This window comes from Nocardioides sambongensis (genome assembly GCF_006494815.1).
In the GTDB taxonomy this organism is placed as follows: Bacteria; Actinomycetota; Actinomycetes; order Propionibacteriales; family Nocardioidaceae; genus Nocardioides; species Nocardioides sambongensis.
In genome coordinates this window covers 2,888,900-2,914,740 of the sequence record NZ_CP041091.1, presented here as the reverse complement: position 1 = coordinate 2,914,740, position 25,841 = coordinate 2,888,900, and the positions used below count along the sequence as shown (strand labels likewise).

Annotated in this window: 25 protein-coding genes and 1 pseudogene; 10 read left to right on the top strand and 16 right to left on the bottom strand. The window is 73.2% G+C overall.

Annotated elements, in window-relative coordinates; genetic code table 11:
• Window positions 1-11 precede the first annotated feature (11 nt).
• Both FIV43_RS13735 and FIV43_RS13730 read left to right on the top strand, forming a co-directional pair.
• Window positions 12-1,058 (top strand): SDR family NAD(P)-dependent oxidoreductase, encoded by a 1,047-nt coding sequence (locus FIV43_RS13735; RefSeq protein ID WP_231123381.1) that lies wholly within the window; start codon window positions 12-14, stop codon window positions 1,056-1,058.
• Window positions 1,055-3,658 (top strand): bifunctional diguanylate cyclase/phosphodiesterase, encoded by a 2,604-nt coding sequence (locus FIV43_RS13730; protein WP_181407487.1) that lies wholly within the window; start codon window positions 1,055-1,057, stop codon window positions 3,656-3,658. Before FIV43_RS13735 ends, FIV43_RS13730 begins: the two co-directional genes overlap by 4 nt.
• Before the next feature lie 51 nt (window positions 3,659-3,709).
• On the opposite strand, the gene FIV43_RS13725 is transcribed toward FIV43_RS13730, so the two are convergent.
• From FIV43_RS13725 to FIV43_RS13710, 5 genes are all read right to left on the bottom strand, one after another.
• A complete protein-coding gene (locus FIV43_RS13725) occupies window positions 3,710-4,504 on the bottom strand; it encodes a crotonase/enoyl-CoA hydratase family protein (protein WP_141014584.1) in 795 nt (264 codons plus the stop codon).
• Window positions 4,505-4,640: 136 nt separating this feature from the next.
• A complete protein-coding gene (locus tag FIV43_RS13720) occupies window positions 4,641-5,036 on the bottom strand; it encodes a hypothetical protein (protein ID WP_181407486.1) in 396 nt (131 codons plus the stop codon).
• 116 nt (window positions 5,037-5,152) lie between these two features.
• Window positions 5,153-6,415 (bottom strand): fatty acid desaturase family protein, encoded by a 1,263-nt coding sequence (locus FIV43_RS13715; protein ID WP_141014583.1) that lies wholly within the window; start codon window positions 6,413-6,415, stop codon window positions 5,153-5,155.
• Between the two features lie 41 nt (window positions 6,416-6,456).
• Window positions 6,457-6,642, bottom strand: coding sequence for a hypothetical protein (locus FIV43_RS22540; RefSeq protein WP_331251075.1), 186 nt, complete (start codon window positions 6,640-6,642; stop codon window positions 6,457-6,459).
• Window positions 6,639-7,583 (bottom strand): ferredoxin reductase, encoded by a 945-nt coding sequence (locus tag FIV43_RS13710; RefSeq protein ID WP_231123371.1) that lies wholly within the window; start codon window positions 7,581-7,583, stop codon window positions 6,639-6,641. Before FIV43_RS13710 ends, FIV43_RS22540 begins: the two co-directional genes overlap by 4 nt.
• A 140-nt stretch (window positions 7,584-7,723) precedes the next feature.
• On the opposite strand from FIV43_RS13710, the gene FIV43_RS13705 reads away from it, so the two are divergent.
• The gene (locus FIV43_RS13705) at window positions 7,724-8,929 is read left to right on the top strand and encodes a PucR family transcriptional regulator (RefSeq protein ID WP_141014582.1); all 1,206 of its coding nucleotides are present in this window, start codon (window positions 7,724-7,726) and stop codon (window positions 8,927-8,929) included.
• A gap of 5 nt (window positions 8,930-8,934) precedes the next feature.
• Complete coding sequence (locus FIV43_RS13700) at window positions 8,935-9,822, top strand: SGNH/GDSL hydrolase family protein (protein WP_141014581.1); 888 nt, start codon at window positions 8,935-8,937, stop codon at window positions 9,820-9,822.
• 83 nt (window positions 9,823-9,905) lie between these two features.
• Here the strand turns inward: FIV43_RS13700 and FIV43_RS13695 are convergent, their stop codons facing one another.
• Window positions 9,906-11,372 carry an amidohydrolase gene (locus FIV43_RS13695; protein WP_141014580.1) on the bottom strand — a complete coding sequence of 489 codons (1,467 nt, stop codon included), beginning with the start codon at window positions 11,370-11,372 and terminating at the stop codon, window positions 9,906-9,908.
• A gap of 86 nt (window positions 11,373-11,458) precedes the next feature.
• Between FIV43_RS13695 and FIV43_RS13690 the strand changes: the two genes are divergently transcribed.
• Window positions 11,459-11,749 carry a DUF1330 domain-containing protein gene (locus tag FIV43_RS13690; protein WP_141014579.1) on the top strand — a complete coding sequence of 97 codons (291 nt, stop codon included), beginning with the start codon at window positions 11,459-11,461 and terminating at the stop codon, window positions 11,747-11,749.
• A gap of 3 nt (window positions 11,750-11,752) precedes the next feature.
• Here the strand turns inward: FIV43_RS13690 and FIV43_RS13685 are convergent, their stop codons facing one another.
• The 5 genes from FIV43_RS13685 to FIV43_RS13670 all read right to left on the bottom strand — a co-directional run bounded on the left by FIV43_RS13685 (window position 11,753) and on the right by FIV43_RS13670 (window position 14,825).
• The gene (locus FIV43_RS13685) at window positions 11,753-12,622 is read right to left on the bottom strand and encodes an HpcH/HpaI aldolase/citrate lyase family protein (protein WP_141014578.1); all 870 of its coding nucleotides are present in this window, start codon (window positions 12,620-12,622) and stop codon (window positions 11,753-11,755) included.
• On the bottom strand, window positions 12,619-12,777 hold the full coding sequence (locus FIV43_RS22535; RefSeq protein ID WP_231123364.1) for a hypothetical protein: 159 nt from the start codon (window positions 12,775-12,777) through the stop codon (window positions 12,619-12,621). Before FIV43_RS22535 ends, FIV43_RS13685 begins: the two co-directional genes overlap by 4 nt.
• Window positions 12,753-13,706 (bottom strand): HpcH/HpaI aldolase/citrate lyase family protein, encoded by a 954-nt coding sequence (locus FIV43_RS13680; protein WP_231123357.1) that lies wholly within the window; start codon window positions 13,704-13,706, stop codon window positions 12,753-12,755. The genes FIV43_RS22535 and FIV43_RS13680 overlap by 25 nt, the downstream gene beginning before the upstream one ends.
• A gap of 71 nt (window positions 13,707-13,777) precedes the next feature.
• Complete coding sequence (locus FIV43_RS13675; protein WP_141014577.1) at window positions 13,778-14,353, bottom strand: DnaJ family domain-containing protein; 576 nt, start codon at window positions 14,351-14,353, stop codon at window positions 13,778-13,780.
• Between the two features lie 22 nt (window positions 14,354-14,375).
• Complete coding sequence (locus FIV43_RS13670) at window positions 14,376-14,825, bottom strand: MarR family winged helix-turn-helix transcriptional regulator (protein WP_141014576.1); 450 nt, start codon at window positions 14,823-14,825, stop codon at window positions 14,376-14,378.
• 53 nt (window positions 14,826-14,878) lie between these two features.
• Here FIV43_RS13670 and FIV43_RS13665 point away from each other — a divergent pair.
• Window positions 14,879-15,306: pseudogene (locus tag FIV43_RS13665) on the top strand (organic hydroperoxide resistance protein).
• Window positions 15,307-15,314: 8 nt separating this feature from the next.
• Here FIV43_RS13665 and FIV43_RS13660 read toward each other — a convergent pair.
• Window positions 15,315-16,835: a potassium/proton antiporter gene (locus FIV43_RS13660; RefSeq protein WP_141014575.1), complete on the bottom strand. Its 1,521-nt coding sequence runs from the start codon at window positions 16,833-16,835 to the stop codon at window positions 15,315-15,317.
• A 266-nt stretch (window positions 16,836-17,101) separates the two neighbouring features.
• Between FIV43_RS13660 and FIV43_RS13655 the strand changes: the two genes are divergently transcribed.
• Window positions 17,102-18,094, top strand: a complete 993-nt coding sequence (locus tag FIV43_RS13655; RefSeq protein WP_231123347.1) for a sensor histidine kinase — start codon at window positions 17,102-17,104, stop codon at window positions 18,092-18,094.
• Window positions 18,091-18,735 (top strand): response regulator, encoded by a 645-nt coding sequence (locus FIV43_RS13650; protein WP_141014573.1) that lies wholly within the window; start codon window positions 18,091-18,093, stop codon window positions 18,733-18,735. The genes FIV43_RS13655 and FIV43_RS13650 overlap by 4 nt, the downstream gene beginning before the upstream one ends.
• A 14-nt stretch (window positions 18,736-18,749) precedes the next feature.
• Here FIV43_RS13650 and phaZ read toward each other — a convergent pair whose 3' ends face one another.
• The gene (gene phaZ, locus FIV43_RS13645; RefSeq protein WP_196780801.1) at window positions 18,750-19,604 is read right to left on the bottom strand and encodes a poly(3-hydroxyalkanoate) depolymerase; all 855 of its coding nucleotides are present in this window, start codon (window positions 19,602-19,604) and stop codon (window positions 18,750-18,752) included.
• A gap of 178 nt (window positions 19,605-19,782) precedes the next feature.
• Window positions 19,783-21,318 carry an alpha/beta fold hydrolase gene (locus tag FIV43_RS13640; protein ID WP_196780800.1) on the bottom strand — a complete coding sequence of 512 codons (1,536 nt, stop codon included), beginning with the start codon at window positions 21,316-21,318 and terminating at the stop codon, window positions 19,783-19,785.
• 202 nt (window positions 21,319-21,520) lie between these two features.
• Here FIV43_RS13640 and FIV43_RS13635 point away from each other — a divergent pair, with 202 nt between their 5' ends.
• Window positions 21,521-22,702: a PucR family transcriptional regulator gene (locus FIV43_RS13635; protein ID WP_141014571.1), complete on the top strand. Its 1,182-nt coding sequence runs from the start codon at window positions 21,521-21,523 to the stop codon at window positions 22,700-22,702.
• Window positions 22,703-22,711: 9 nt separating this feature from the next.
• On the opposite strand, the gene FIV43_RS23205 is transcribed toward FIV43_RS13635, so the two are convergent.
• Together FIV43_RS23205 and FIV43_RS13625 are read right to left on the bottom strand one after the other, a co-directional pair.
• Window positions 22,712-24,736, bottom strand: a complete 2,025-nt coding sequence (locus tag FIV43_RS23205) for an ABC transporter ATP-binding protein (RefSeq protein WP_141014570.1) — start codon at window positions 24,734-24,736, stop codon at window positions 22,712-22,714.
• Window positions 24,736-25,422, bottom strand: a complete 687-nt coding sequence (locus tag FIV43_RS13625) for a nitroreductase family protein (protein ID WP_141014569.1) — start codon at window positions 25,420-25,422, stop codon at window positions 24,736-24,738. Before FIV43_RS13625 ends, FIV43_RS23205 begins: the two co-directional genes overlap by 1 nt.
• A gap of 151 nt (window positions 25,423-25,573) precedes the next feature.
• Here FIV43_RS13625 and FIV43_RS21060 point away from each other — a divergent pair, with 151 nt between their 5' ends.
• A complete protein-coding gene (locus FIV43_RS21060; protein ID WP_181407485.1) occupies window positions 25,574-25,726 on the top strand; it encodes a hypothetical protein in 153 nt (50 codons plus the stop codon).
• The last annotated feature ends 115 nt before the right edge of the window (window positions 25,727-25,841 follow it).

The following is a 25,841-nucleotide window of genomic DNA, read 5'->3' as shown; positions in this document are numbered from 1 at the left end:
GAAGGATCTGCATGCACTGGGAACCCGCCGACATCCCCGACCAGACCGGCCGCACCGCGTTGGTCACCGGGCCGACCGTGGGCGGCCTGGGCCACTTCACCGCGCTCGAGCTCGCCCGCAAGGGTGCTCGGGTGGTGCTGGCCGGGCGGAGCCCGGAGAAGGTCGAGACGGCGTCGCGGGAGATCCGCCGCGAGGTGCCCGACGCGGCGCTGGAGTCGTTGACCCTGGACGTCTCCCGGCTGGACTCGGTGCGGCGTGCTGCGGCCGAGGCCGGACGCTTCGGTGCGATCGACCTGCTGGTCAACAACGCCGGCGTGATGGGGACGCCGTACGAGCGGACCGACGAGGGCCTGGAGATGCAGATGGCGACCAACCACTTCGGCCCCTTCCTGCTCACCGGTCTGCTGCTGCCCCAGCTGGTCGCGAGCGGGGACGCCCGGGTGGTGACGGTCTCCTCGACGTTCCACCGGCTCGCGGGCAGTCCGCCGCTGGGTGACCCGCGGCAGCCGGGCGGCCGCTACCACCGGTGGCGGGTCTACGGACAGTCCAAGCTGGCCAACCTGCTGTTCGTCGGCGAGCTCGACCGGCGGATGACCGCGGCCGGCCTGCCGGTCCGGGCGCTGGCGGCGCACCCCGGCTTCGCCGGCACCCACCTCGCCGCGAACGGGCAGTACGGCCGCTCCTCCGGGGGCATCGCCAGCATCCTGGACGCCGGCATCCGGGCGGTCTCGCAGTCGGCCGCGGCCGGTGCCGCCCCGACCCTGATGGCCGCCACGGCCGACCTGCCCGGGGACACCTTCGTCGGGCCGAGCAACCTGGGACAGATGCAGGGCCCCCGCGCACCGTGGGCCGGGCCCGGCTGGCGCAGGACCGGGTCGCCGCCGCGCGCCTGTGGGAGATCAGCGAGGAGACGGTGGGTCTGGAGTACCCCTGATCCACGGGTCCTCGACCGGTGCGCGGCTGCGGCCCCGCAGCCACCGGTCCGCCCGGGACGATGGTCCTGGGCATCGGCAACTCGCCCGGGCCGGAGGCGTCGGGGTGCCACGCTGTCCCGGTGAGCACCGTCGCGGAGGCCCGCCGATCCGGTCGGCGGGTCCTCGCCCTGACCGCCGGCTTCTCGGTGCTCTACGCGATCGCGATGCTGGTCGGTCGCTCCACCCACGTCGAGCCGTCGCAACTCTCGGTGGTCTTCCCGGGCGCAGGGGTGGGCGTCGTCTGGGCCCTCGTCACGCGCTCGCGCGCCGAGCTGCTGGTGGCGATGACGGCGCTGGTGCTGGTCAGCGGGGTGATCAACCAGGTCTCCGGGGTGGAGCCGGTCGGAGGCTGGCTCTTCGGACTCGTCAACGCCGCCAACGCGGTGGTCGGGGCCTGGATCTGCCGTCGGGTCGGCGGGGGCCGGTGGCCCCGCCCGGTGGTCTCGGTGACCGAGGTGTCGGCGCTGGCCGCTGCGTCGCTGGCCGGCGCCGCGGTCAGCGCCTTCACCGGCGGGGTGGTGGCCCGGCTCCGTTTCGGTGACGACCTGTGGGACGGCATCGGGCTGATCGGGTTCCGCAACGCGCTGAGCACCTATGTGCTCGCCGCCGCCCTGCTGGCGGCACCGCGGGTGCCGGCCCTGTGGGCGGCGCACCGCAGGCGGGCGCTGCCGGCGGTGACGGTGGCGCTGGTGGTCTCGGCGTCGCTGATGGCGCTGCCCTGGCCGATCACCTACGTGCTGATCCCGGCGCTGGTGTTGGTGGCGCTGCGCTGCGGCCCGGAGATCACCGCCCTGGTCGTCGCGGCCCAGGGCGTCCTGGTGGTCGCGGCGACGTCGCAGGGGCACGGGCCCTTCGGCGACATCGCGGACCCGGCCGTCCGGGTGCTGGTGGCGCAGGGTCTGGTGGTGGTGCTCGCCGTGGTGGGGACCGCGGTCGCGGTCACCCAGCGCGGCCGCGAGCGGGCCCTCGCGGCCAGCCGGGCCGACCGGGACCGGCTGCACAACCACATGGAGGCGGCCCTGGTCTCCTCCGCGCACGTCGTCGTCGACGAGGACGGCGGCCGGCGCGCGGTCGCGGTCAATCCGTCGCTCGCCGCGCTGACCGGCCGGGCGCGCGAGGAGCTGCTCGGGACCGACCCCGCGACCTGGCTGGTCGCGGACAGCGCGCGCCTGATGGACGCCGGCACCGCCGCGCTCCGCGACGCCGCCGGTACGGCGGGGTGGCGCTCCCAGCTGCGCCTGGACGAGTGCCACGGCGGCGGGTGGGTGGACGCGGCCCTCTCCCTCGTGGAGCACGACCCGGGCGAGGCCGGACGCGATCGGGAGCCGGCGACGACCGAGTTCCACCTGCAGATGGTCGACATCACCGCGCAGCGGGACGCCGAGGTGCTGCTCGCCCACGCGGCCCTGCACGACGACCTCACCGGGCTCGCCAACCGTGCGCTGTGGGCCGACCGGCTCGACGCGGCGCTGCTGGCCGGCCGGCGTGGCGGAGGCCGGGTGGCGGCGATGTATGTCGACGTGGACCGGTTCAAGAGCATCAACGACACCTACGGGCACGTGGTCGGGGACGAGGTCCTCAAGGTGATCGCGCACCGGATCGGGGAGGTGGCCGGCCCCGGGCGCACGGTCGCCCGGCTGGGCGGCGACGAGTTCGCGGTGCTGTGTCCGGCGGTGACCGACCAGCAGGAGACCGCCGCGCTCGCGGACGCCCTGCAGCGCGCGGTCCGACCCGACGTGGTGGTCGGCGACCGGCACGTGCGCGTCGAGGTGTCGATCGGGATCGCCCTCACCGCGCCCGGGGAGGCCGACGACCGGCACCTGCTGCGCCACGCGGACACCGCGCTCTACGCCGCCAAGCAGAACGGACGCTCCCGATCGGAGCTCTACAGCGCCGAGCTGGAGTCCGAGGTGGACCGGGAGAGCCGGGTCCTGGCCGACCTGGAGCGCGGCTTCGGTGCCGACGAGCTGGTGGTGCACTACCAGCCGATCGTCGACGCCCGCAGCCGCGAGATCGTCGCGTTGGAGGCGCTGCTGCGCTGGCAGCACCCGGACCGCGGGCTGCTCGAGCCGGAGGAGTTCATCGACGTGCTGGAGGGCTCAGACCTGGTCCACGACGTCGGCGCGCAGGTGCTGACCCGGGCCTGCTGCGACGCTGCCGAGCTGGCGGCGGGAGGCTGCGTCGTACCGGTGCATGTGAACGTGTGCGCCCCGGAGCTGGCGCGTCCGGGGTATGTGGGCACGGTGCGGTCCGCGCTCGCGGCGTCCGGGCTGCCGCCGGAGCTGCTGGTCCTGGAGATCACCGAGACCCGGCTGATCACGGTGACCGGCTCGTTGCGCCGCGACCTGCTGGAGGTCCGGGAGATGGGTGTGCAACTCGCGGTGGACGACTTCGGCACCGGCTACAGCGCGCTCACCCACCTGGTCGACCTGCCGGTCGGCATCGTCAAGATCGATCGCAGCTTCGTCGCCGAGGTCGCCACCAGCCGCAGCGCCCACGCGGTGTGCAGCGGGGTGCGGGCGATGGCCGACGGCCTGGGAATCCGGGCCGTCGCCGAGGGGGTGGAGCGGGAGGAGCAGGCGGAGATCCTCGCCGCACTCGGCTACGACCAGCTCCAGGGGTTCGGCTACGGACGGCCGGCGCCGCTGGACCGGCTCGGCCTGCTGGTCAGCCGCGCGGGCTGATCGGTCGTACGGTCACCGGGGGATCCGGGATCCCGGGCGTGCCGCGTGCCCTCAGCGACCGCGGGGGCCGTAGCTGGGCTCCTTCTTGCCGAACGCCGCCTCCCGGGCGGCCCTGGTGTTCCGCGCGGCGAGCAGGAACAGCTGCTCCACCCGCTCCCGGGCGAAGGTACGACGCGGGCCCGAGGTCCAGGTGTCGTTGAACAGCCGCTTGGCGGCCGCGAGCGCGTCCGGCGACCGTGTGGCGAGCTCCTCGGCCAGGCGCATCGCGCCGGCGATCGGGTCGTTGTCGAGCCGGGTGACCAGGCCGAGCTCGTGGGCCCGGGAGCCGTCGAAGGTCTCGGCCGTCATGGTGAGCAGCTTGGCCTGGTCGATGCCGACCAGTTCGGAGAGGCTCTGGATGCCCGACATGTCGGGGATCAGGCCCCACTTGCCCTCGAGCACCGACCAGCGCGAGTCGGGCGTGGCGATCCGGAAGTCGGCGCCGAGGGCGATCTGCAACCCGCCGCCGAGGCAATGGCCGTGCACCGCGGCGATCACCGGGACCGGGATCCGTCGCAGGGCCCAGGGCGCCTCCTGGAAGGTGTTGGTGCCGCGCCACGGGCGGGGGAGGAAGCCCTTCGCGATGGTGGCCGGGTCACGCAGCACGGCGGCGAAGTCCAGGCCGGCGCAGAACGCGTCGCCCTCGCCGCTGACCACGACCGCCCGCAGCTCCTTGTCCCTGCGGAGCTGACCGGCGGTGGCGACCAGCTGGTCGAGGGTGTCCATGGTCAGCGCGTTGAGCTTGTCCGGCCGGTTCAGCCGGACATGGGCGATGCCGTCCGCGGTCGTGCAGGTCACCAGGGTCATGGGCGACATCCTACCGGCCGGTAACCAGGCGCGTGGAGGGTCGGTGTGGTGTCGCGCCCCATTCGGATTGGTCGTGGATCCGCACGAAAGCGCGCCATTCCGAATGGGGCTCGCCGACAACCGGGAGCCGGCACCCTCAGAGGTGGTCGGGGACGATCAGCGCATCGGGGTCGGCGCGCGGCGGCATCGCTCCGATGGCGAGCTTGACCAGGGCGACCCGGGCGGCCAGCAGCGCCTTGCGCCGCAGTCCGCGCTCCTCGCCCAGGCGCTCCTCGACCGTCGCCCGGATCTCGTCGTCGGTGTAGGTCGCCCGCTCGCCGGAGGGGATCTCCACGTCGGGCAGCGCGACCAGCACCGGCAGCAGCTGGTCGCCGAGACCGTCGAGCAGCTGGAAGCGCTGGAACTTGCCGAGCTCCTCCCACGCCTCGTCGGCCGTCCGCTGACCCTTGCGGACCTGCTTGTCCTGGGCGGCGTGCACGTTCTTGGCCGCGCCGGTGAGTGCCGCCGTCAGCTCGTGCTCGGTGAAGCGCATGGCACCAGTGTCCACGATGCCGGTCGTGCCACGACGACAGGCCGGACGCACGCGTGCCCGGGACCGTGACGGTCCCGGGCACGCGTGTCAGGGGCAGGTGCGCGACGTGTCCCGGATCAGGCGGCCGCGGGGGCCTTCGTCGTACCGGTGGCGTCGGCCTGCTTGCGCGCCTGGCGCTCCAGGTGCAGCTGCGCCACGCGTCGGGTACGCCGGTCGCCGGTCGCCATGCCGTAGAGCAGCTTGAGCTGGCTGGGCAGGTTCTTGGCGTTGGTGGTGGCCAGCCAGCCGTTCGGCAGGGACAGCCGGACGACCTTGTGCCAGGCCGAGCCGACCTGCGCGGGCAGGGAGGCCGAGTGGTAGTTGAGTCCGTACTTGTCGAAGACCGCCTGCACCTTCGGCGCGACCTCGGAGTACCGGTTGCTCGGCAGGTCCGGGTAGAGGTGGTGCTCGATCTGGTGCGAGAGGTTGCCGGTCATGATGTGCATCGCCTTGGAGCCGGAGATGTTGGCGCTGCCGAGCATCTGCCGCACGTACCACTGGCCGCGGGTCTCGGAGTCGGGGATCGCCTTCAGCTCGAAGGTCTCCACGCCCTCGGGGAAGTGGCCGCACATGATCACCGAGTGCGACCAGATGTTGCGTACCAGGTTGGCGGTGAAGTTGGCGGCCAGCGCCGGCAGCGCGGAGCCGAACGGCAGCGCGAGCGCCGGGTTGACCACGTAGTCCTTGGTGGCCTGCTTGCGGATCTTCCTCAGCGTGTTCGCCGCGCTGCGCTTGAAGGCCGCGGAGCGCTTCTCCTTGGGCACGCGCAGGTTCTTGCCGAGCTCGAGGTCGTAGGCGGCGATGCCGTACTCGAAGAAGCAGGCGTTGATGAAGTTCCACACCGGCTGCCCCAGGTGCATCGGGTGCCAGCGCTGGTCCTCGTCGACGCGCATGATGCCGTAGCCGAGGTCGTTGTCCTTGCCCACGATGTTCGTGTAGGTGTGGTGGATCTCGTTGTGCGAGTGCTTCCAGCCCTCGGCGGTCGAGGCGTTGTCCCACTCCCAGGTGGTCGAGTGGATCTTCGGGTCGCGCATCCAGTCCCACTGGCCGTGCATGACGTTGTGGCCGATCTCCATGTTCTCCAGGATCTTGGCCACGCTCAGGCCCACGGTGCCGACGATCCAGGCCGGCGGCAGCGCGCTGAAGAGCAGGACGGCACGCGAGCCGAGCTCGAGCTTGCGCTGCACGTCGACGACCTTGCGGATGTACGCCGCGTCCGACTCACCGCGGTCGTCGATGACCTGCTGGCGGATCGCGTCGAGCTCGGCGCCGAGCGCCTCGATGTCGGCCTCGGTGAGGTGGGCGGTCGGGTTCTCGGGCTTCTTGGTGATGGCAGTCATTCGCGGAGCTCCTTGGCGTCGACTTCGTGGAGACGTTCGGGTCAGTGGTTGATCTGGCAGTCACCGGCGGCTGCGTTGATGCAGGTCTGGATGGAGACGCCGCCGGCCGCGGTCTCACCCGGTACGGCGACGGTGACCTCGCCGGTGCGCAGGTCGCGCACCGCGCCGGAGGTCATCGGGAGGACACAGCCCATGCAGATGCCCATCCGGCACCCGCTGGGCATCAGGACGCCGGCGTCCTCGGCGGCGTCGAGGATCGGGGTGGAGCCGTCGGCGGTGAGCGTGGTGCCCCCGCGAAGGTCACCGTGCCGCCGGCGGCGCCGTCGGTGTCGACCAGCGCCGGGCGGAACCGCTCGGTGTGCAGCGGCAGCCGCTGCTCGGCGTAGTACTCCTCGAGGGCGTCGAGCAGCCCGACCGGCCCGCAGGCGTAGGCGACCCGGTCCGCGAGGTCGGGGACCGCGGCGGCCAGGTCGGCGGTGGTGAGCAGGCCGTCGGTGTCGGTGTGGCGCTCGATCAGGCGCAGCCGTCCGGTGGCCGCGTGGCGTCGCATCTCGGCGCCGAAGATGACCTCGTCGCGCGCCATCGCGGAGTGCACCAGGACGATGTCGGTGGCCGGAAGGGCGGCCTTGGAGAAGAGGTTGCGGAGCATGCCGATCACCGGGGTGATCCCGGAGCCGGCGGTGACCAGCAGCATCTTCGCCGGCAGCGGGTCGGGCAGCACGAACTCGCCCTCGGCCTGCGCCAGGTGCACCATCTCCCCGGCCTCGGCGCGGCGGACGAGGTACTGCGAGACGGTGCCGCCGGGGATCGCCTTGACGGTGATGCTGATCCGCCCGTCGGGCCGCGGGCCGTGGGTCAGCGAGTAGCAGCGCCACAGCCGGATGCCGTCGACGTCCACACCGATCCGGACGTACTGCCCGGGGATGTGGCCGGACCAGTCGCGACCCGGCTTGATCACGATGGTCGCGGCGTCCGCGGTCTCCGCCTGCACGGCCACGATCCGGCCCTTGACCTGGTCCGCCCCGGTGCCGCCGCGCAGCGGGTGGAAGTGGTCGAGGAGGTCGTCCACGCTGAGCGGGCTGACCGCCGCGTCGGCGAACCGGCGCAGCAGGCCGCGGGTGCCGACCCGGTGGGGTGCGGCGGTGCGGGTGGCGGCGGTGATGCTCATACGTCCATGATCCCGTGCGAACGCGCTAAAGTCCTGTGCTGAGTCGGTGAATCGAGGCCTGGCTTTTATCATCTGCGAACAAAGATCGACCTGAGATAGAACCGACAGCGAGCAAGGCCGAACAGGAACGAGGTGCGGTTGTGGCGGAAGGGACCCCGGAGCAGGGCCGTAGCGGCCCACTGCTGCTGGATCCGGTGGTCGCGGCGGCGATCCGTGGTGAGCTGCCCCGGGTGGCCGAGGACGTGGTGGACCGGATCATCGCCGAGGTCCCGCCGTACGCGGACGCCTTCAGCGGGCCGATGGGGGAGACCATCCGGGCTGCGGTCCAGGTCGCTCTCGGCGGCTTCCTCTCCCTGGCCGCCGACCGCCGCGGGCGTGAGGGGCCCACGCCGCAGCGCGAGGCACTCGACGGCGCCTACCAGCTGGGGCGGGGCGAGGCACGCAGCGGGCGCAGCTCGGACGCGATCCTCTCCGCCTACCGGATCGGCGCCCGCGTCGCGTGGCACCACCTCTCCACCCTGGCCGTGGCGCAGGGGTTGCACGCCACCACGGTGGCCTCCTTCGCCGGCGTCGTCTTCGCCTACATCGACGAGTTGTCCGCGGCCACCGTCGCCGGCCACACCGACGAGGCGGCCACCACCGGCCGGGTGCGCCAGCGGCTGCTCGAGAGGGTCGCCCGGCACCTGCTCACCGGGTCCCCCCAGGCCACCGTGGTCGCCGCCGCCGAGCGCGCCGACTGGGTGCCGCCGGCCACGTTGACGGCCGTGATCGTGCCGGAGTCCCAGGCGGGTCCGCTGCTGCAGGCGCTGCCGCCGGGCACGCTGCAGGCCACCGAGCTCTCCGAGCTCGACACCGCGGTGCTGCTGCTGGTGCCGGACGCGCACGGTCGGCGTCGCGGACCGCTGCTGCGGAGCCTGCAGGGCCGCGGCTGCCTGGCCGGGCCGGCGCGGGACTGGCTGGACGTCCCGGCCTCCTACGCGCGGGCGCTGCGGGCCCGGGACCTCGGCCTCGGGGAGGACACCGAGACGCACCTGGCGCACCTGGTCCTGACCGCCGACCCCGATGCGCTCGCCGACCTGCGCGCGCAGGTCCTGGCCCCGCTCGCCGACCTGCGCCCCGCCGCCGCCGGCAAGCTGACCGAGACGCTCCGGGCCTGGGTGCTCCACCAGGGACGCCGCGACGAGATCGCCGAGGCGCTCTTCGTCCACCCGCAGACGGTGCGCTACCGGCTCAGCCAGCTGCGCGAGCTGTACGGCGACGGGCTGGAGGACCCCGCCACCGTGCTCGGCCTCACCCTGGCCCTCGGGGTCGAGGACCTGCCCGGGACCGACGAATCCGTACCGTAGAGCGCATGCCCGCCCACCGCACGCCTGCCCTGCGCCGGCTCGCCGGCACGACCCTGACGGCGCTCGTCGCGGTGCTGGCCGGGTGCGGCGACGGGGGTGGCGGGGTGCCCTCGGCGCCGCTGCCGCGCGGCGACGCGGCGGCCTACGTGGCGATCGGCGACTCCTACACCGCGGCGCCGTCGGTCGGCGACGACGTCGGTGACCCCGGCTGCCGCCAGACCACGGCGAACTACCCGCGCCGGGTCGCCGCCGCCCTGGAGGTGTCCCTGGTCGACGCCAGCTGCGGTGGCGCGACCACCCGGCACCTGACTGAGCCGCAGGGCGGCCACGCTCCGCAGTTGGACGCCCTGGGTCCCGGCACCGAGCTGGTGACCTACTCGCTCGGGATCAACGACCACCGGCTGTTCGGCAGGATGCTGGCCTGCATCGACCTCGGCCCCGAGGACGTCGATCCCGACCCCTGCGAGCGGAGCTTCGGGACCACGCGGGCCGCGCAGGACAAGCACTTGGACCGGGACCGGGAGCGCCTGATCGACGCCGCCTTCGACGGCCTGGCCGCGGTCGCCGAGCGGGCCCCGAACGCACGGATCCTGGTGGTGGGGTATCCGCAGATCGCCCCGGCCGACGTGGCTTGCGCGCAGTTCCCGGTGGCCGCGAACGAGGTGCCGTTGACCCACCGGATCAACCGCACCGTCAACGACGCCCTCGCCACCGCGGCCACCCGGCAGGGGCTGGACTACGTCGACCTGTTCGCCGCCACCCAGGGCCACGACATCTGTGCCGAGGATCCGTGGATCGCCGGTGGGGAGCCCACCGCCCCCGCGTTCCCCTACCACCCCTATGCCACCGAGCAGCAGGTCGCTGCCGAGCAGGTCCTCGCCGCCCTGCGTTGAGTCGAGGGTTCGGGCCCGTCGAGTCGGGGGTTCGGGCCCGTCGAGTCGGTGGTTGCGCCCCGTCGAGTCGGAGGTCCGGGCCGTCAGGCCCGGTGCACGACCCCACCGTCGACCACGGTCAGCAGCACGGGCGGGGCGGCGTGCTCCCGGGGGTCCTCGTCCAGCACCACCAGGTCGCCCGGCGCGTCGACCTCGACCATCCGTCGGCCGTCGACCGACGCCGCGAAGGCCTCCGGGCGGGTCAGCGCGTGTTCGGGGTGCCAGGCCGGCCGGTCGTCGCCGGTCCGGGTCACCGCGGCGTCGATCGCCAGCCACGGGTCGAGCGGGGAGACCGGGGCGTCCGAGCCCAGGTGCAGGTGGGCGCCGGCGTCGCGCAGCCAGCCGAACGGGAACGCCCGTTCGGCCCGGTCCGACCAGGTCAGGTCGATCAGGTCCCGGTCGTCGACCAGGTGGTGCGGCTGGACGCTGGCCCGCAGCCCCAGGTGCGCCAGCCGGGCGATCTCCTCGCGCCGGGCCAGCTGCACGTGCTCGATGGAGCCGCGGGCGCCGGTCAGCGTGTAGGAGTCCAGCGCCTGGGCGAGCGCGGCGTCGCCGATGGCGTGGGTGGCCACCTCCAGGCCGTGGGCGTGGGCCCGCGCGAGCAGACCGGTCAGCTCGTGACCGCTCAGGTTCGGCGCTCCCGCGGGGTGCTCGGGCAGCGCGCCGTGGGTGTAGTGGTCGTGGCACCAGGCGGTCCGGGTGTTCAGCGACCCGTCACTGATGATCTTGAGCGGACCCATCACCAGGCGGTCGTCGCCGGGGAGCAGCGGGTCGCCGCTGCGCAGGCCCTCCCCGATCACCGCCTCCAGGCCGTCGGCGTACGTCGCCGTGCGGACCCGGAGCAGGTCGCATCCCTCGGCCCAGCGCTCCCGCCACGAGTCGAGGTCGCCGACGAACTCGAAGTCGACCAGGCCGACCACGCCCATCGCCGCAGCCCGTTGCAACGCGGCGCGGTAGTCCTCGGTGCCGGAGTCGGCGGTGATCCGGGCGAGCAGCGCGTAGGCGTCGAACCACTCGGTCTCGGTGACCACGCCCTCGCGGGGCGCGAGCTCGAGTGCGGCCAGCGCGGCGGAGTTCAGCCAGGCGTGGTGGCAGTCGCCGGAGACTAGGACCACCGGGGTGATGCCGGAGACCGCGTCCAGGTCGGAGACGGTGCCCTCCCTCGCCCAGGTCGCCGGTCGGTGCCCCCACCCGATGACCGGGGTGCCCGGGTCGCCCGCGACCAGCTCGGCCACCAGCGCGACCATCTGCTCGGGACTGCGGGTGTGGCTGGTGTCGGTGCGCTGGGTGGCCAGGCTCCACTGCCCCAGGTGCACGTGGTGGTCCCACAGGCCGGGGGAGAGCCAACGGCCGGCGGCGTCGTACTCCTCGACCCCGGCGGGGCGGGTCAGGTCGGCGCCGACCGCGCGGACCACGCCGTCGCGGACCAGGACGTCGACCGGGCCGGCCGGGGCGACGTCTCCACGGCGCACCGGGACCAGCCGGGCGCGGCGCAGCAGGAGGTCGGGCACGCGCCCAAGGTAGTCAGCGTCCCCGGCAGCGCGAAGCCGGCGGGGGTGTGACCTGCGCCGGACGCCGGATCGGGGACGATGGCTCCATGACTGCCTACTGGATCAGCACCTACTCCGAGATCCGCGACGAGGAGAAGGTCGCCGCCTACGCCAAGCTCGCCTTCCCGGCCCTCACCGGCGCGGGCGGCACCTTCATCGTGCGCGGCCTGCCCGAGCAGGTCTACGAGGCCGGACAGGTCACCCGGACCGTGGTGATCGAGTTCGCGTCGGTCGACGCGGCCCGCGCCGCCCACGACAGCCCGGAGTACGCCGAGGCGCTGGCCGCGCTCGGCGACGGAGCGGTGCGCGACATCCGGGTGGTGCCGGCGGCGGGTTGACGGTCAGCCCTGCAGGGCCTTGATCGCCTCGTCGATCTGCAGGGTCCGCTGGGCGGACTCGACGTGCAGGTTCTCCACCATCTTGCCGTTGTAGGTCACCACGCCCGAGCCCTTCCCGTCCTCCCACGCCCGGATCAGGCCGCGGGCGTCCTCGACGGCCTTCGCGGACGGCGCGAAGGCGGTGTTGGCGCCCTCGACCTGACCGGGGTGGATCAGGGTCTTGCCGTCGAAGCCCATCTGCCGGCCCTGCTCGCACTCGGCGAGGAAGCCGTCGACGTCCTTCACGTCGTTGTAGACGCCGTCGATGATCACGATGCCGGCGGCGCGGGCGGCCAGCAGGGCCAGCCCGAGGCCGGTGATCACCGGGGCACGACCGGGCACGTGCTCGGCGTACAGCTCCTTGACCAGGTCGTTGGTGCCCATCACGAAGCCGGTCAGCCGGTCCGAGGCCTGGGCGATCGAGAGCGCATTGAGCATCCCGATCGGGGTCTCGACCATCGCCCACAGCGTGGTTCGCTCCGGGGCGCCGGCGGCCTCGAGCGAGGCGACCAGCCGGTGCACCTCCTCGGCGGAGTTCACCTTGGGCACCAGCACCACGTCGGGACCGGCCGCGGCAGCCGCCGCGATGTCGGCGTCGTGCCACTCGGTGCCGATGCCGTTGACCCGGATGACCAGCTGGCGGCGGCCGTAGGCTCCGGAGCCGACCGCCGCAGCGGCGGCCTCCCGGGCGGCGGGCTTGGCGTCGGGGGCGACCGCGTCCTCGAGGTCGAAGATGATCGCGTCGGCGGGCAGGGTCTTGGCCTTCTCCAGCGCCCGCTCGTTGGAGCTGGGCATGTAGAGGACCGAGCGCAGCGGCTTGAAGTCGTCGCTCATCGGTGCGCCACCTCGATCTCGTCGTACATCTTCTTCAGGTCGGGGTCGATGGCCGCCAGCTCCTCGGCGAGCTCGACGAGCACCAGGCACTGCTTGAGCGAGGCGTCGTCCTCCATCTTCCCGTCGATCATCACCGCGCCGGTGCCGTCGCCCATCGCGGCGACCACGCGACGCGCGTGGGCGATGTCCTCGACGCTGGGGGAGAAGACCTTGTTCGCGATCGCGATCTGCTTCGGGTGCAGCGACCAGGTGCCGACGCAGCCGAGCAGGAAGGCGTTGCGGAACTGGTCCTCGCAGGCCACGACGTCAGCGATGTCCCGAACGGGCCGTAGTAGGGGTAGATGCCGTGGGTGGCGCACGCGTCGACCATCTTCGCGATCGTGTAGTGCCACAGGTCCTGCTGGAAGATCGAGCGCTCCGCGTCGATCCGGCTGGAGCCGTCGGCGTCGCGCGGCGGGTCCTGGCGGACCAGGTAGCCGGGGTGGCCGCCGCCGACCCGGGTGGTCTTCATCTTCCGGTCCGCGGCGAGGTCCGCCGGTCCCAGGGAGAGGCCCTGCATCCGCGGCGAGGCGCCGCAGATCTCCTCCACGTTCGCCACACCCCGTGCGGTCTCCAGGATCGCGTGGATCAGGATCGGGCGGGTCAGGCCGGCCTTCGCCTCGAGCTGGGCGAGCAGCCGGTCGACGTAGTGGATGTCCTCGGCGCCCTGCACCTTCGGCACCATGATCACGTCGAGCTTGTCGCCGATCGCCGGCACCAGCGTGGTCAGGTCGTCGAGCACCCACGGGCTGTCCAGGGAGTTGATCCGGGTCCACAGCTGGGTGGGGCCGAAATCGGTCTCCCGGGCGATCTCGACCAGGCCGTTGCGGGCGGCCTCCTTGTTGTCCGCCTTGACGGCGTCCTCGAGGTTGCCGAGCAGTACGTCGACGGTGCCGACCATGGCCGGGATCTTCGCGGCCATCTTCTCGTTGCTCGGGTCGAAGAAGTGGATCGCGCGGCTGGGGCGGGCGGGGATCTCGCGCAGCGGGGCCGGGGCGCCCACGGCCAGCGGACGGAAGAAGTCCTTCGGGCTCTTGTGACTCACGCCGGGACACGTTACCGGTGGGTCACGGGCCCCGGTATGACCGATCTCTCGCTGAGCCTGGTCTGGGTCCCTCAACCGCGGCGCCGCCACCACCGGCGCCGCACCGGCTCGGCTGTGTCGACTGCTGTGTCGGCGGGGGTACGCCGCTGCGCGCGGCGCACCCGCCAGGCCCGGACCGTCTCCTCGACGTCGCGCGGCATGGTGATCAGCGGTGGTCCCTCGGGGAGGGAGTAGCGGGCGCGGATCACCCGCGCGTTGAATTCCTCGACCTGCTCGCGGACCTCCGCCTCGACGCCGATCCGGTCGAGCCGGGCGTCGAGCTCGGCGTCGTCCTTGCGCAGCTGCAGCGAGGCGGGCAGCACGGCGATCTGCTCGCGGGAGACCATCTGCTTCAGCCACCAGTCCGGATCGTGCTGGGCGCCGAGGTCCTCGATCGGCTTGCCGGCGCCGGGGAGGTCGTCGAAGTCACCCCGCTCCATCGCACGGCGGACCTGCAGGTCGACCCAGGTGTGCTGCTGGGCGATCCGGGCGGCAGCCGCGGCGCTGCCGCTGCGCCGGTCGGGCCGGTGCTCGTCGTGGGCACCGTGGCCGGGCCGTCCGTCCGGCCGTTCCTCGCGCTCCGGCACCGTGTCCGCCTCCTCGTGCATCGGCTGCTCCGGCCCCTCCAGGCTACGCCGGGGCGGGGTGGTCGAGGTGGTCCAGGACCTCGTCCAGCAGGCCGCGCAGGGCCTGGGCCTGCTCCAGGTCGATGCCGAGCAGACCGACGACGTCGCCGGGCACGTCGGCGAGGTCGTCCTGGAGGGCGTCGCCGGCCTCGGTCAGCGCGACCACCACGCGGCGCTCGTCACCGGTGTCGCGGCGCCGGTGGACCAGACCGGCGGCCTCGAGGCGCTTGAGCAGAGGGGTCAGGGTCCCGGAGTCGAGGCGCAGTCGCGCACCGAGCTCGCCGACGCTCAGCGGCTCCTCGGCGGACCACAGGGCGAGGAGGGTGAGGTACTGCGGATAGGTCAGGCCGGCGCGTGCGAGGAGCGGGCCGTAGGCACGGGTGAGGGCGCGGGAGGCGGCGTAGAGCGGGAAGCAGAGCTGGAGGTCGAGCTCGTGCTGGGGGTGACGCGGCATGCCGCCAGTCTAGACGCTGGCGCTATTTGATTGCGCACAATATAGTTGTGGTCATGACTACTCCGATCAAGGTCCAGTACAGCACCGTCGCCCACGCCGCCGGGGACGGCCGCAACGGCCGGGTGTTCACCGACGACGGCTTCGTCGAGGCGGAGGTGCGCACGCCCACCGAGCTCGGTGGGGCGGGCGGCGCCACCAACCCGAGCAGCTCTTCGCGGCCGGCTACGCGGCCTGCTTCCACTCCGCCCTGCGGATGGTCGCCGGGAAGGAGAAGATCGACACCACCGACTCCGCCGTCTCGGCCACCGTGCACCTCGGCTCCACCGAGTCCGGCGGGTTCGGTCTCGCCGTCGACCTCGACATCAGCCTGCCGAACGCCGACGCGGCGGAGGCGGAGCGGGCCGTCGAGGCCGCGCACCAGGTCTGCCCCTACTCCAACGCCACCCGCGGCAACATCGAGGTGAACCTGACCGTCGTCTGACGGGCGCCTCACGCGCTGGCCGGTTGGCCCTGGTGCCAGCCGGCCAGACGTCCGTGGTGGCTGATCGCCTCCAGCCGCTCCTCGATCCGCACGGTGTCGGCCTCCGGAGCGGCGATCACCAGGTGGTCGCCGGCGCGCAGCGTGGTGGAGCCCTGCGCCGGGACGATCCGGTCCCCGCGGACCAGCAGGGCCACCGTCGCACCCACCGGGAGGCGGAGCTCGTCGATCTCCACCCCGGCCAGCCGCGAGCGCCGCGGCACCGCGAACTGCAGCAGCGTCGCCCGGATCTCCTCCAGCGGCGCCGACTCCACGGTGAGCGCGCGTGGTGAGGCCGCCGCGGTCGCGCCGAAGCGCCGCGCCACCCACGGCAGGGTCGGGCCCTGGACCAGGGTGAACACGACCACCAGCAGGAAGACCACGTCGAAGATCCGGGTCGCGCCGGGGATCCCGGTGCTCATCGGGATGGTGGCCAGCACGATCGGGACCGCGCCACGCAGCCCCGCCCAGCTGATGAAGACCTGATCCCGCCAGGGCACCCGGAACGGCAGAGCGCTGACCGCCACCGACAGCGGCCGCGCCACCAGGGTGAGCGCCCCGCCGACCACCAGTGCCGCGGGCAGCGCCTCCCACAGCCGACCGGGGCTGGCGAGCAGCCCGAGCATGACGAACAGCCCGATCTGCGCCAGCCAGGCCAGCCCCTCGGCGAAGCCGGCCGTGGTCTGCCGGTGCGGGAGGTGGGCGTTGCCGAGGACCAGGCCGGCGACGTAGATCGCCATGATGGCGCTGGTCCCCGCCACCCCGGCGACGGCGAACGCCCCGAACGCGATGGCCAGGGTGGCGATCGGGTAGAGGCCCGACACCGGCAGCGCGCTGCGGGCGAGCACCCAGGTGCCGCCGCGGGCCACCCCGATGCCGATCACGATGCCGCCGACCAGTTGGAGGACGACCTGACCGAGCAGCCCGAGCACGCCGAGCAGCGTGAGGGCCGAGGAGCCGTCGGCGACGGTGGTCGTCGCCACCACCGTCACCAGGATGATCACCGGAGGGTCGTTGAAGCCGGACTCGGCCTCCACGATCGCGCGGAGCCGGCCACGCACCGGCATCCGGCGGAGCACCGAGAAGACCGCGGCGGCGTCGGTCGAGGAGACCACCGCGCCGAGCAGCACGGCGGTGTGCGGGTCGACGTCGAGCACCAGCAGGACCAGGCCGGTGGTGACCAGCACCGAGATCCCCACGCCGACCGTCGCCAGCACGACGGCCAGTCCGGCGACCGGCCTGACCGCCGCCCAGTCGGTGGTGAACCCTCCCTCCGCGAGGATCACCGCCAGCGCCAGGGTGCCGAGGACCTGCGCCATCTCGGCGTCCTCGAACTCCAGGCCGAGTCCGGACTCGCCGATCACCAGCCCGATCGCCAGGTAGAGCAGCAGGGTGGGCAGACCCGCCCGGGTGGAGAGCCGGACCGCCGCGACCGCGACGATCACCACCGCCGTGCCGGCGAGGAGGGCCAGGTTGAGATCAGCGGGGTCCATGCGCGGCTGTCGGTCGATGCTGCACAGGGGTGGGTGCCGCGGCCGAACCGGGGACGTCGGCCGCGACACCGCCGTGCCTGCCCCTGCCACGACGTGGGGGGACCCGCACGGACGGCACGCGGTGGACGGAGTGGGGAGGCACCCTGCCAGCCAAGTCGAGACCGGCGGTCGGGCCAATGGGGTCCACCACCCAAATCCCGTCCCCGGTGCCGGTGGCCGCGGCGGGGGCGCTGGCCGGTGGACCCGGCGTGCGGGAAGGTGGGCGGGTGCGGTCGACGAGCTCGCTCTACTGGAAGGTCTGCGGGATCAACGGTGCCGTGTTGTGCGCCGGCACGCTGCTGCTCGCCTTCTCCCCGGCGCGGGTCTCGGAGCGGGTGGCCGCCTCGGAGGCACTGGTCCTCGGCATCGGCCTGCTGGCCATGCTGGTCCTCAACGCGGTGCTGCTGCGCTCCGCACTGGCACCGGTGGACCGGGTGATCCGGGCGATGGCGACCGGCCAGCCCGGGGACGCCGTACCGGAGGGGTCGGGGAACGGGCCGGGAGCGGCGTTGGAGCGCAGCTATCAGGCGATGCTCGACCGGCTGGAGAACGAGCGGCGCACCGGCAGCGCGCGCGCCCTGGCCGCCGAGGAGGCCGAGCGACGCCGGATCGCCCGGGAGCTGCACGACGAGATCGGCCAGAGCCTCACCGTGGTGCTGCTGGAGCTGCAGCACCTGGCCGGCCGGGTGCCGGCCGACCTCGTCGACGAGGTCGACGCCGTCCGGGAGAGCGCCCGCGCCGGCCTGGACGACGTACGACGGGTGGCCCGGGAGCTGCGACCCGGGGTGTTGGAGGACCTCGGTCTGCAGGCCGCGCTCGCCGCGCTGGCCAGCGAGGTCGGGGCCGCCGGACGGCCGCGGGTGCGCCGGCGGTTCGGGGTCGGGCTGCCGGCGCTCGGGCCCGAGACCGAGACCGTGGTCTACCGGGTGGCGCAGGAGGCGCTGACCAACGTGGTGCGGCACGCCCGCGCCGGCGAGGTCGAGCTGGCGCTGGTGCAGGTCGGTGGCGAGGTGGTGCTCGAGGTCGCCGACGACGGCATCGGCCTCGGCCCGACCGGACAGCAGGGCGGGGACTCCGCGAGCGGTGACCGGGGGCTGGGCCTGCGCGGGATGTCGGACCGCGCCGGCTCGGTCGGCGGGACCCTGGAGGTCGCGGACCGGCCGGAGGGTCGCGGCACCGTGGTGCGACTGCGGATCCCGCTCGTCGAGGGGCCGCGATGATCCGGATCCTGCTGGCCGACGACCATGCGCTGGTGCGCCGCGGCGTCCGGTTGATCCTGGAGCAGCAGCCCGACCTCACGGTGGTGGCCGAGGCGTCGGACGGTGCCGAGGCGCTCGCCGTGCTGCGCGAGGTCGAGGTGGACCTGGTGGTCCTGGACATCGCGATGCCGCGGATGACCGGGCTGCAGGCGGCCCGTGAGATCGGCCGGCGCCGGGAGCCGCCCAAGATCCTGATGCTCTCGATGCACGACAACGAGCAGTACTTCTTCTCCGCCCTCAAGCTGGGCGCCAGCGGCTACGTGCTGAAGTCGGTGGTCGACGAGGACCTGGTGGAGGCCTGCCGGGCGGCGATGCGCGGGGACGCGTTCGTCTACCCCGGCGCGATGGGCGCTCTGGTGCGCGACTACCTGGAGCGCCTCGAGCGCGGCGAGCGGGTGCCGGAGACGGTGCTCACCCCGCGCGAGGACGACGTGCTGAAGCTGGTCGCGGAGGGCCGGTCGTCGAAGGAGATCGCGCAGGTGCTGACGATCAGCGTGAAGACGGTGGAGCGGCACCGGGCCAACATCCTGGCCCGGCTCGGCATGAACGACCGCACCCAGCTCACCCGGTATGCGATCCGGGCGGGGCTGATCGAGCCGTAGCCGGGCCCGCGGCGTCAGTCGGCGCCCAGGAACGCCGCGATCCGGGGGGCCAGGTCGTCGGCGCTGGTGACCAGGCCGAGGTGGCCGTCGTCGTACACGTGCAGCTCGGCGTGGGGGAGCAGCCGCTCCAGGATCCGGGCGTTGACCAGCGGGATGATCGGGTCGTCGGCACCGGCCAGCACCAGGGTGCGCTGACGGATCAGCGGGAGCGCGGGGAGGCTGGTCCAACCGGCACCGGCCAGCAGCTGCAGCAGGTAGCCGCGCCGCGACCCGACCCGGGAGTGCTCGTGCATCACCCGGACCACCTCCTCGGGGCGTCGACGCATGCGTCCGCCGTACAGCTCCGAGGCGACCTCGCGCATGTAGTTCGGGTCGCGGTAGCGCTGCGGGGTGACCATCTTGCGCAGCACCCGTGGGGAGCCCGGCACCATCAACGATCCGGTCGCGGTCGCCACCAGCACCTGGCGACGGACCCGGTGCGGCAGCTGGAAGGAGAGCTGCTGGGCGAGACCGCCACCCCAGGAGATGCCGAGTACGTCGAACTCGGTGTGGCCCAACCGGTCCATCAGCACCCCGACGCCGTGGGCCAGCAGCCAGAAGTTGTAGGGGAACCGCGGGTCGGGGGAGCCGCCGACCCCGGGCACGTCGAACCGGATCACCTCGATCGACGGATCGAGTCGGTCCACGAACGGTTGCAGCAGGTCGAGGCTGGCGCCGATGCCGTTGCACAGCAGCAGCGGGGGGCCGTCGCCGGTGCCGGGCCGCACCGCCACGCGGATCTGCTGGCCCAGCACGGTCAGGTGGCGCAGGTGCGGCGCCGGACCGCCGCCGGCGAGGCGCTCTTCGGGCTCGGGAGGCTGGGGAGGCACGGTCCGCCCGGGTCGAGGACGGCTCACTTGTCGAAGACGTAGGTCCCGGGAGCCTCCGCGAGCGGCTGGAGCCGCGGCGAGCCCAGGTCCTTCGGTGCTGCCACCATGTCGCCGGAGCGGTCTGCGAGCCATGAGGCCGCATCGTTCCACCACGAGCCCTCGTGCGTCTCAGCGGTCTTCAGCCATGCCCGGGGTCGGGGCCCTGGTCCCGGCCGGTGTGGAACGAGGACTTGGCGTTGCCCGGCGGGTTCACCAGCGCCGCGATGTGACCGCTGTTGGACAGCACGAACCGCGTCTCGCCGCCGAGGAGCCCGACGGTGCGGTAGCAGCTCTCCCAGGGCGTGATGTGGTCGGCGATGCCGGCGACCACGTAGGTGTCGACGGTGAGCGCGGTGAGGTCGATCGGCACCCCGAAGACCGTCATCCCACCCGGCCGGAGCACGCGGTTGTCCAGCGCGAGGTCGATGAAGTCGGCGTGCAGGCCGGCTGTCATCCGGGTCGGGTCGGCGTTCCAGTACAGGATGTCGAACGCCGGCGGCTTCTTGCCGAGCAGGTAGTTGTTCACCCAGTAGTTCCAGATCAGGTCACTGGGGCGCAGCCAGGCGAAGATCTCGGCCAGCGCCCGGCCGTCGAGGTAGCCCTGCTGGGCCGACCGAGCCTTGGCGAGGCGTGCCATCCCGGGGTCGACGAGCGCCTCGGCGGTCCCCGCCCCGGCGTTGTCGAGCACGGTGACGGCCAGGAGGAAGGCGGCCAGCCGGTGCTGGCGCCCGGTGGCAGCGAGGTACGCCGCGGCGATCGTGGCCAGGATGCCGCCCGAGCACATCGCGGCCAGGGCGGTCTGCTCGCTGCCGGTGATCTCCTCCACCGAGTCGAGGGCGTCGAGGATCGCCTGCACGTAGGACTCCAGGTCCCAGGCGGCGTGCCGCGCGTCCGGGTTGCGCCAGGAGATCACGAAGACCTGCCGGTTGTTCTGCAGGTGGAACTCGACCATGCTCCGCCCGGGGGCGAGGTCGACCGCGTAGTACTTGTTGATCGTGGGCGGCACGATCAGCACCGGCACCTGGAAGACCTCGTCGGTCTGAGGGGTGTACTGGAGCAGCTCGAACAGCTCGTTGCGGAACACCACCGCGCCGGGGGTGCCGGCGATGTTGTCGCCGAGGTGGAAGCCCGACCCGTCCACCATCTCCGGCAGCCGGGGCGCGGAGGAGATGTCCTTCAGCAGCGCCGCGCCGCCCCGGGCCAGACTGATCCCGCCGGTGTCGATCGCCGCCTTGGCGGACTCCGGGTGCAGCAGCGGGACGTTGCTGGGCGAGACCGCCTCGGTGATGTTCTCGACCAGGAACCGGACCCGCTTGCGGTCCCGGTCGTTCAGCTCGGCGTCCTCCACCAGCTGCTCGGCCGTGCGGCCACCGGCCAGGTAGAGCTGGACCAGCCGGTGCAGCAGCGGGTTCTGCGTCCAGCCGGCGTCCTTGAAACGACGGTCGCCCCGCCGCGGCTCCACATCGGAGGTGCCGACCGTGATCCGCGCCGCGTCGCCGGCCAGGTCGCGCAACCGCCGGCTGGTGGTGCGGGGCTTGCGGGCCAGGCTGACCGCCCACTTGGCGGTGGAGAGGTCCGGGACGAACCGGCGCAGGGGGCCGACGGCGGCGTCGACCAGCAGGGCGTCGTACGGGGTGGCGTTGTCGGTGAGGGGTGTCGCAGCCAGGTCGCTCATGGTCGGTGTCCTCCGGTGGTCGGGTGGTGTCTCCATGGTCACTCGCGACCGGGGTCCGGGGCATCGGCCCGGAGCACCGAGATTGCGCGGTCGGCGCTGTGCCCGCGCACAAACGCCGACCGGCCCAGGCAGGCGGGTGCCGGGGGCCGGCGCGACTGCTCGCAGCGGCACGGGTGGGTCCCGATGGCCTAGGTTGACCGTTGTGCACGGAGTCGACGTCGCTCCCGAGGTCCGCGAGCTCAGCCGCCGGTTGCTCCCGGAGGTGGAGGCCCTCGGGCGTCGGATGGCGCTGCGGATCCGCGAGGAGGTGCCGTTCTACGGCGAGGCCGCCGTGGTCCCGTACGACGCCCTCGACGAGGCCTGCATCGCGAACACCCGCTACGTGCTGTCCGACCTCGCCGGTGAGCCGGTCCCGCAGACGGGTCTGCTGCTCGGCGGTGCCGGCCTGGCGGCCGAGGCGGTGCCCTACGCGGTCATGCTGCAGGGGTTCCGGGTGGGTGGCCGGTTCGTCTGGGAGCTGATGGTCGAGCGTGCCGAGCCGGAGATCCGTGACGTGCTGCTGCTCGCCGCGGCCGACATCTGGGCGGTGAGCGACCGGGTCGCGACCGAGGTGACCGTCGCCTACCGCGACGCCCTGACCGCGCGGATCCGGCGTAGCGAGGAGACCCGGTCGGTGCTGGTCGCCGCCCTGCTCGAGGGCGAGGCGGGCGCGGTCGCGGAGGCGCACTCCTCCGCCACGTTGATCGACCTGGTCGACGGCCAGGGGTTCGTGGTGGTCTCCGCGGAGGCCCCGGACGCGGACAACGATCCGCTGCCCGCGGTGGAGCGGACCCTGCAGCGCGCCAACCTCTCCTCCGCCTGGCGTCGCGAGCACCACCGGCAGGAGGGCATCGTCGCGCTCCGCCGCGGCCTGGACCTGCGCCAGCTGGTGGAACGGCTGGAGCCGCTGGCGGCCGGCCGGGTCGGGGTGAGCCGCCGACTGGATCGTCTCGACGACGCCCCGGACGGCCGCCGCCAGGCACGGGTCGCGTCGGCGTCGGCGACGCCGGGCTCCGCCACCGTGCACGTCTTCGGCGACGACCCGCTCGCCGTGCTGGTGGCGAGCAACCCCGACCAGGCGACGGAGCTGGTGCAGGCGGTGCTCGGCGAGGTGCTGGAGCTCGCGGACGACGACCGTGCGGTGGTGCTGGAGACCGCCCGCGCCTGGCTGGCCGCGAACGGCTCGACCTCGGCCGCCGCCCGCGCGCTGATCGTCCACCGCAACACCGTCCGCTACCGGATCCGGCGCCTGGAGGAGCTCACCGGTCGGGACCTCAGCCGCCCGGTCGACGGCGCCAGCCTGTATGTGGCGCTGGAGTGTGCCCGGATCCTCGGCGTGGGCTGACCGCTCGCCTCACAGCGGGATGTCGGCTCGCCGCGGGTCCCCCCGGCGAGCCGGCTCGCGGCTGAACTGCTCCACCCACAGCCGGGCGTAGAGGCCCTCCGGGTCGGCGAGCAGGTCCTCGTGCGTGCCGCGCTCGACGATCCGACCGTCCGCGAGGGAGAAGATCACGTCGGCCGAGCGGATGGTGGAGAGCCGATGCGCGATCGCGATCGTGGTGCGGGAGCGGGTGGCCCGCTCCAGGGCCTCCTGCACCAGGCGCTCGGTCTCGGTGTCCAGCGCCGAGGTCGCCTCGTCCAGGATCAGCACCGGCGGGTCCTTGAGCAGAACCCGGGCGATCGCCAGCCGCTGCTTCTCCCCGCCGGAGAGGCGGTAGCCCCGCTCGCCGGTGATCGTCTCGTAGCCGTCGGGGAACCCGACGATCCGGTCGTGGATGTTGGCGTCGCGGGCGGCCTGCTCGATCTGCTCGCGGGTGGCGCCCGGCCGCGCGTAGGCGATGTTGTCGCGGATCGTGCCGTGGAAGAGGTACGGCTCCTGGGTGACCATCCCGACCGCGTCGGCGAGCGAGGAGAGGGTGAGGTCGCGGACGTCGTGGCCGTCGAGCAGCACCGCTCCCGCGTCGACGTCGTAGAACCGGGGCACCAGATAGGTGGCGGTCGTCTTGCCCGAACCGGACGGGCCGACCAGGGCCACCAGCTGGCCCGGCTCGACGGTCAGCGAGACCTCGCGCAGCGCCCATCCGGCCGCCGGGCGGGCGGTCGGGGCGTCGGGGGGCTGGCTTCCAAGGCTCGGGGCGGTGCCGTCGGCGTCGTCCGGCACCGTGTCGGTGAACCGGACGCCGGAGTCGCCGAACCGGTCGCGGTGGCGGGTGCCGCTGAGATCGCGCGGCTTGGGATAGGCGAAGCTCACGTCGCGGAACTCCACCCGCCCCTGCACCCGGTCCACGGGCAGGGCGATCGCGTCGCGGCGCTCGGCGACCGCCGGGACCAGGTCCAGGTACTCGAAGATCCGGCGGAAGAGGGCCAGCGAGGTCTGCACGTCGAGGGTGACCCGCATCAGCTGCATCAGCGGCATCTGGAGGCGGCCCTGCAGCGTGGTGAAGGCGACGATCGTGCCCGCGGTCAGGGCATCGGCACCGACCGGGAGGTCACCGGTGATGATCAGCCCCGCCGCCAGGTAGATCAGCGCCGGGGTGATCGCGAAGAAGGTCTGCACGGTCGCGAAGAACGCCCGACCGGTCATCGCCTGCCGCACCTGGAGCCGGGTCTGCTCCCGGTTGGCCTCCCGGTAGCGCTCGACCTCCGCGGCGGAGCGGTTGAAGACCTTGGCCAGCAGGATGCCGGAGACGCTCAGCGCTTCCTCGGTGATGGCGGTCATCTCCGAGAGCGACTCCTGGGTCTTGCGCGCCAGCCGTTGCCGCCGCCGCCCGACCCGCAGCTGCAGCACCACGAAGAGCGGCATCAGCACCAGGGTCAGCACGGTCAGCTGCCAGGACAGCACCACCATCGCCACGAACGCGGCGGTCACCGTCACCGTGTTCTGCACGATCGTGGTCGCGGTGTCGGTCAGCACCGTGCGGACGCCGGCCACGTCGTTGGCCAGCCGGGACTGGATCGCGCCGGTCTTGGTGGCGGTGAAGAACGCCAGCTCCATCTTCTGAAGGTGCTCGAACAGGTCGCCGCGCAGGTCGGCCATCGCCGAGTTCCCCACGGTGGAGGTGAGGTAGTTCTGACCGATCCCGATCAGCGCCGCCACGATCGGCAGCACACACATGCCTGCGACCAGCCACCCGAGCAGCCCGATGTCGGGCGCCGAGCCGTCGACCGGGAACAGCGCGTCGTCGAAGACCGCCCGGGTCAGGAACGGGACCAGTGACTGCAGGCCGGCCGCGACCAGCACGGCGACCAGCACCAGGCCGATCTGACGCCGGTAGGGGCGCAGCAGCCGGGCGACCCGCGGCACGACGGGAGCCTGGCTGCGCGGTCGCCGCGTCGTACCGGGGGCGAGGTCGGGGGTGACCGAGAACGGGGAGGGCATCAGGACCAGCCCGCTCCCCAGCGGCCGCGGTGCGCCACCTCCTGCCAGGGGGTACGACGCCGCGCCCGTGCCGAGCCCCGGGCACCGGACGCCGGGTCGGCCGGGTGGCCGACGGTGATCGCGCCGATCGGGTGCGGAGCCGGCCGGTCGCCGCTCGGAGCCTCGGTCGGTCCGTCGACCAGGCCCAGGTACTCCTTCACCGCGTCCACCCGATCGGGAACGAGGCCGAAGAAGCAGGAGCCGAGCCCGGCGTCGGTGACCGACTGCAGCACCAGCAGGGAGGCCATCGCGGTGTCCAGATGCCAGTAGGGCATCGCCCAGCGGGAAGCCGCGGCCTCCTCGCCTTCGGCAGCGGTCAGCCCGGCCCGCGCCTTGTCCGGCTCGGCGTAGCGGGCCAGATAGGCCTCGCGCCGGCTGCACGGCACGATCACGACCGGCGCCCGCATCATGCCGCGCAGCCAGCGGTCCGGCGCACCGCCGGGGAGCGCGGCGTCGCTCTGCGCCTCCCAGAAGCCGCGGACCGTGTCCGGGGTGTCGAGCACGATGAAGGCCCATCCCTGGCTGAAGCCGGCGCTCGGTGCCCTGGTCGCCGCGGCGAGGGCGGACTCCACCACGGCGGGATCGACCGCATCGTCGGTGTAGGCACGCGTCATCCGGCGGCGACGAACCAGATCGGCGAACTCCACGCCCCGACTATGGCACCCGCCCCCGACGGGTCCGGTGCCGCCCGTCCCGGCGACCGGGGTGCCTCAGACCAGCGCCGGAGCCGGTGCGGTGCCGAGATCTAAGGCAGTTGTCCGATGTGGGCGCCTACCTCAGGAGCAGAGGCTGGAGCACATGAACAACGATCTCTACATCCTCAGGTCCGAGGTCGAGTACCGCAGTCAGCGGAGCAGCCGACCTGTCGTGCAACGGCGTGGCGGTCGCCGGTCGGCGTGGTTGCGCCGGATCGTCACCTCCGACCCCGCGGTCACCGGCAAGGACTTCTGACCGCGTGCCCCTCCGGATCGTGGGCGGCGCCGACCGCTCCGACGTCACGGCGACCCCTCCGCCGGTCCCCGGCGCCGATAGTCGGGTGCTCGTGTCGGCGCCGCCCACCATCATG

What these genes read in the sequence shown, in the direction of transcription:
- FIV43_RS22535 (WP_231123364.1), bottom strand. Translation starts at nt 12,777, where the DNA reads ATGGGCGACGGCACCGGCGCGGTGATGATCGACGGGAAGATGGAGGAC.
- FIV43_RS13710 (WP_231123371.1), bottom strand. Translation starts at nt 7,583, where the DNA reads ATGAGCATCACCGCCGCCACCCGCACCGCCGCACCCCACCGGGTCGGC.
- FIV43_RS13725 (WP_141014584.1), bottom strand. Translation starts at nt 4,504, where the DNA reads ATGACCCTGGTGACCTGCACGACCGCGGACGGCATCGCCCATGTCCGG.
- FIV43_RS13715 (WP_141014583.1), bottom strand. Translation starts at nt 6,415, where the DNA reads ATGACTGCCATCACCAAGAAGCCCGAGAACCCGACCGCCCACCTCACC.
- FIV43_RS13690 (WP_141014579.1), top strand. Translation starts at nt 11,459, where the DNA reads ATGACTGCCTACTGGATCAGCACCTACTCCGAGATCCGCGACGAGGAG.
- FIV43_RS13670 (WP_141014576.1), bottom strand. Translation starts at nt 14,825, where the DNA reads ATGCCGCGTCACCCCCAGCACGAGCTCGACCTCCAGCTCTGCTTCCCG.
- FIV43_RS13650 (WP_141014573.1), top strand. Translation starts at nt 18,091, where the DNA reads ATGATCCGGATCCTGCTGGCCGACGACCATGCGCTGGTGCGCCGCGGC.
- FIV43_RS23205 (WP_141014570.1), bottom strand. Translation starts at nt 24,736, where the DNA reads ATGCCCTCCCCGTTCTCGGTCACCCCCGACCTCGCCCCCGGTACGACG.
- FIV43_RS13660 (WP_141014575.1), bottom strand. Translation starts at nt 16,835, where the DNA reads ATGGACCCCGCTGATCTCAACCTGGCCCTCCTCGCCGGCACGGCGGTG.
- FIV43_RS13720 (WP_181407486.1), bottom strand. Translation starts at nt 5,036, where the DNA reads ATGCGCTTCACCGAGCACGAGCTGACGGCGGCACTCACCGGCGCGGCC.
- FIV43_RS13700 (WP_141014581.1), top strand. Translation starts at nt 8,935, where the DNA reads ATGCCCGCCCACCGCACGCCTGCCCTGCGCCGGCTCGCCGGCACGACC.
- FIV43_RS13735 (WP_231123381.1), top strand. Translation starts at nt 12, where the DNA reads ATGCACTGGGAACCCGCCGACATCCCCGACCAGACCGGCCGCACCGCG.
- FIV43_RS13640 (WP_196780800.1), bottom strand. Translation starts at nt 21,318, where the DNA reads ATGAGCGACCTGGCTGCGACACCCCTCACCGACAACGCCACCCCGTAC.
- FIV43_RS21060 (WP_181407485.1), top strand. Translation starts at nt 25,574, where the DNA reads ATGAACAACGATCTCTACATCCTCAGGTCCGAGGTCGAGTACCGCAGT.
- FIV43_RS13685 (WP_141014578.1), bottom strand. Translation starts at nt 12,622, where the DNA reads ATGAGCGACGACTTCAAGCCGCTGCGCTCGGTCCTCTACATGCCCAGC.
- FIV43_RS13675 (WP_141014577.1), bottom strand. Translation starts at nt 14,353, where the DNA reads ATGCACGAGGAGGCGGACACGGTGCCGGAGCGCGAGGAACGGCCGGAC.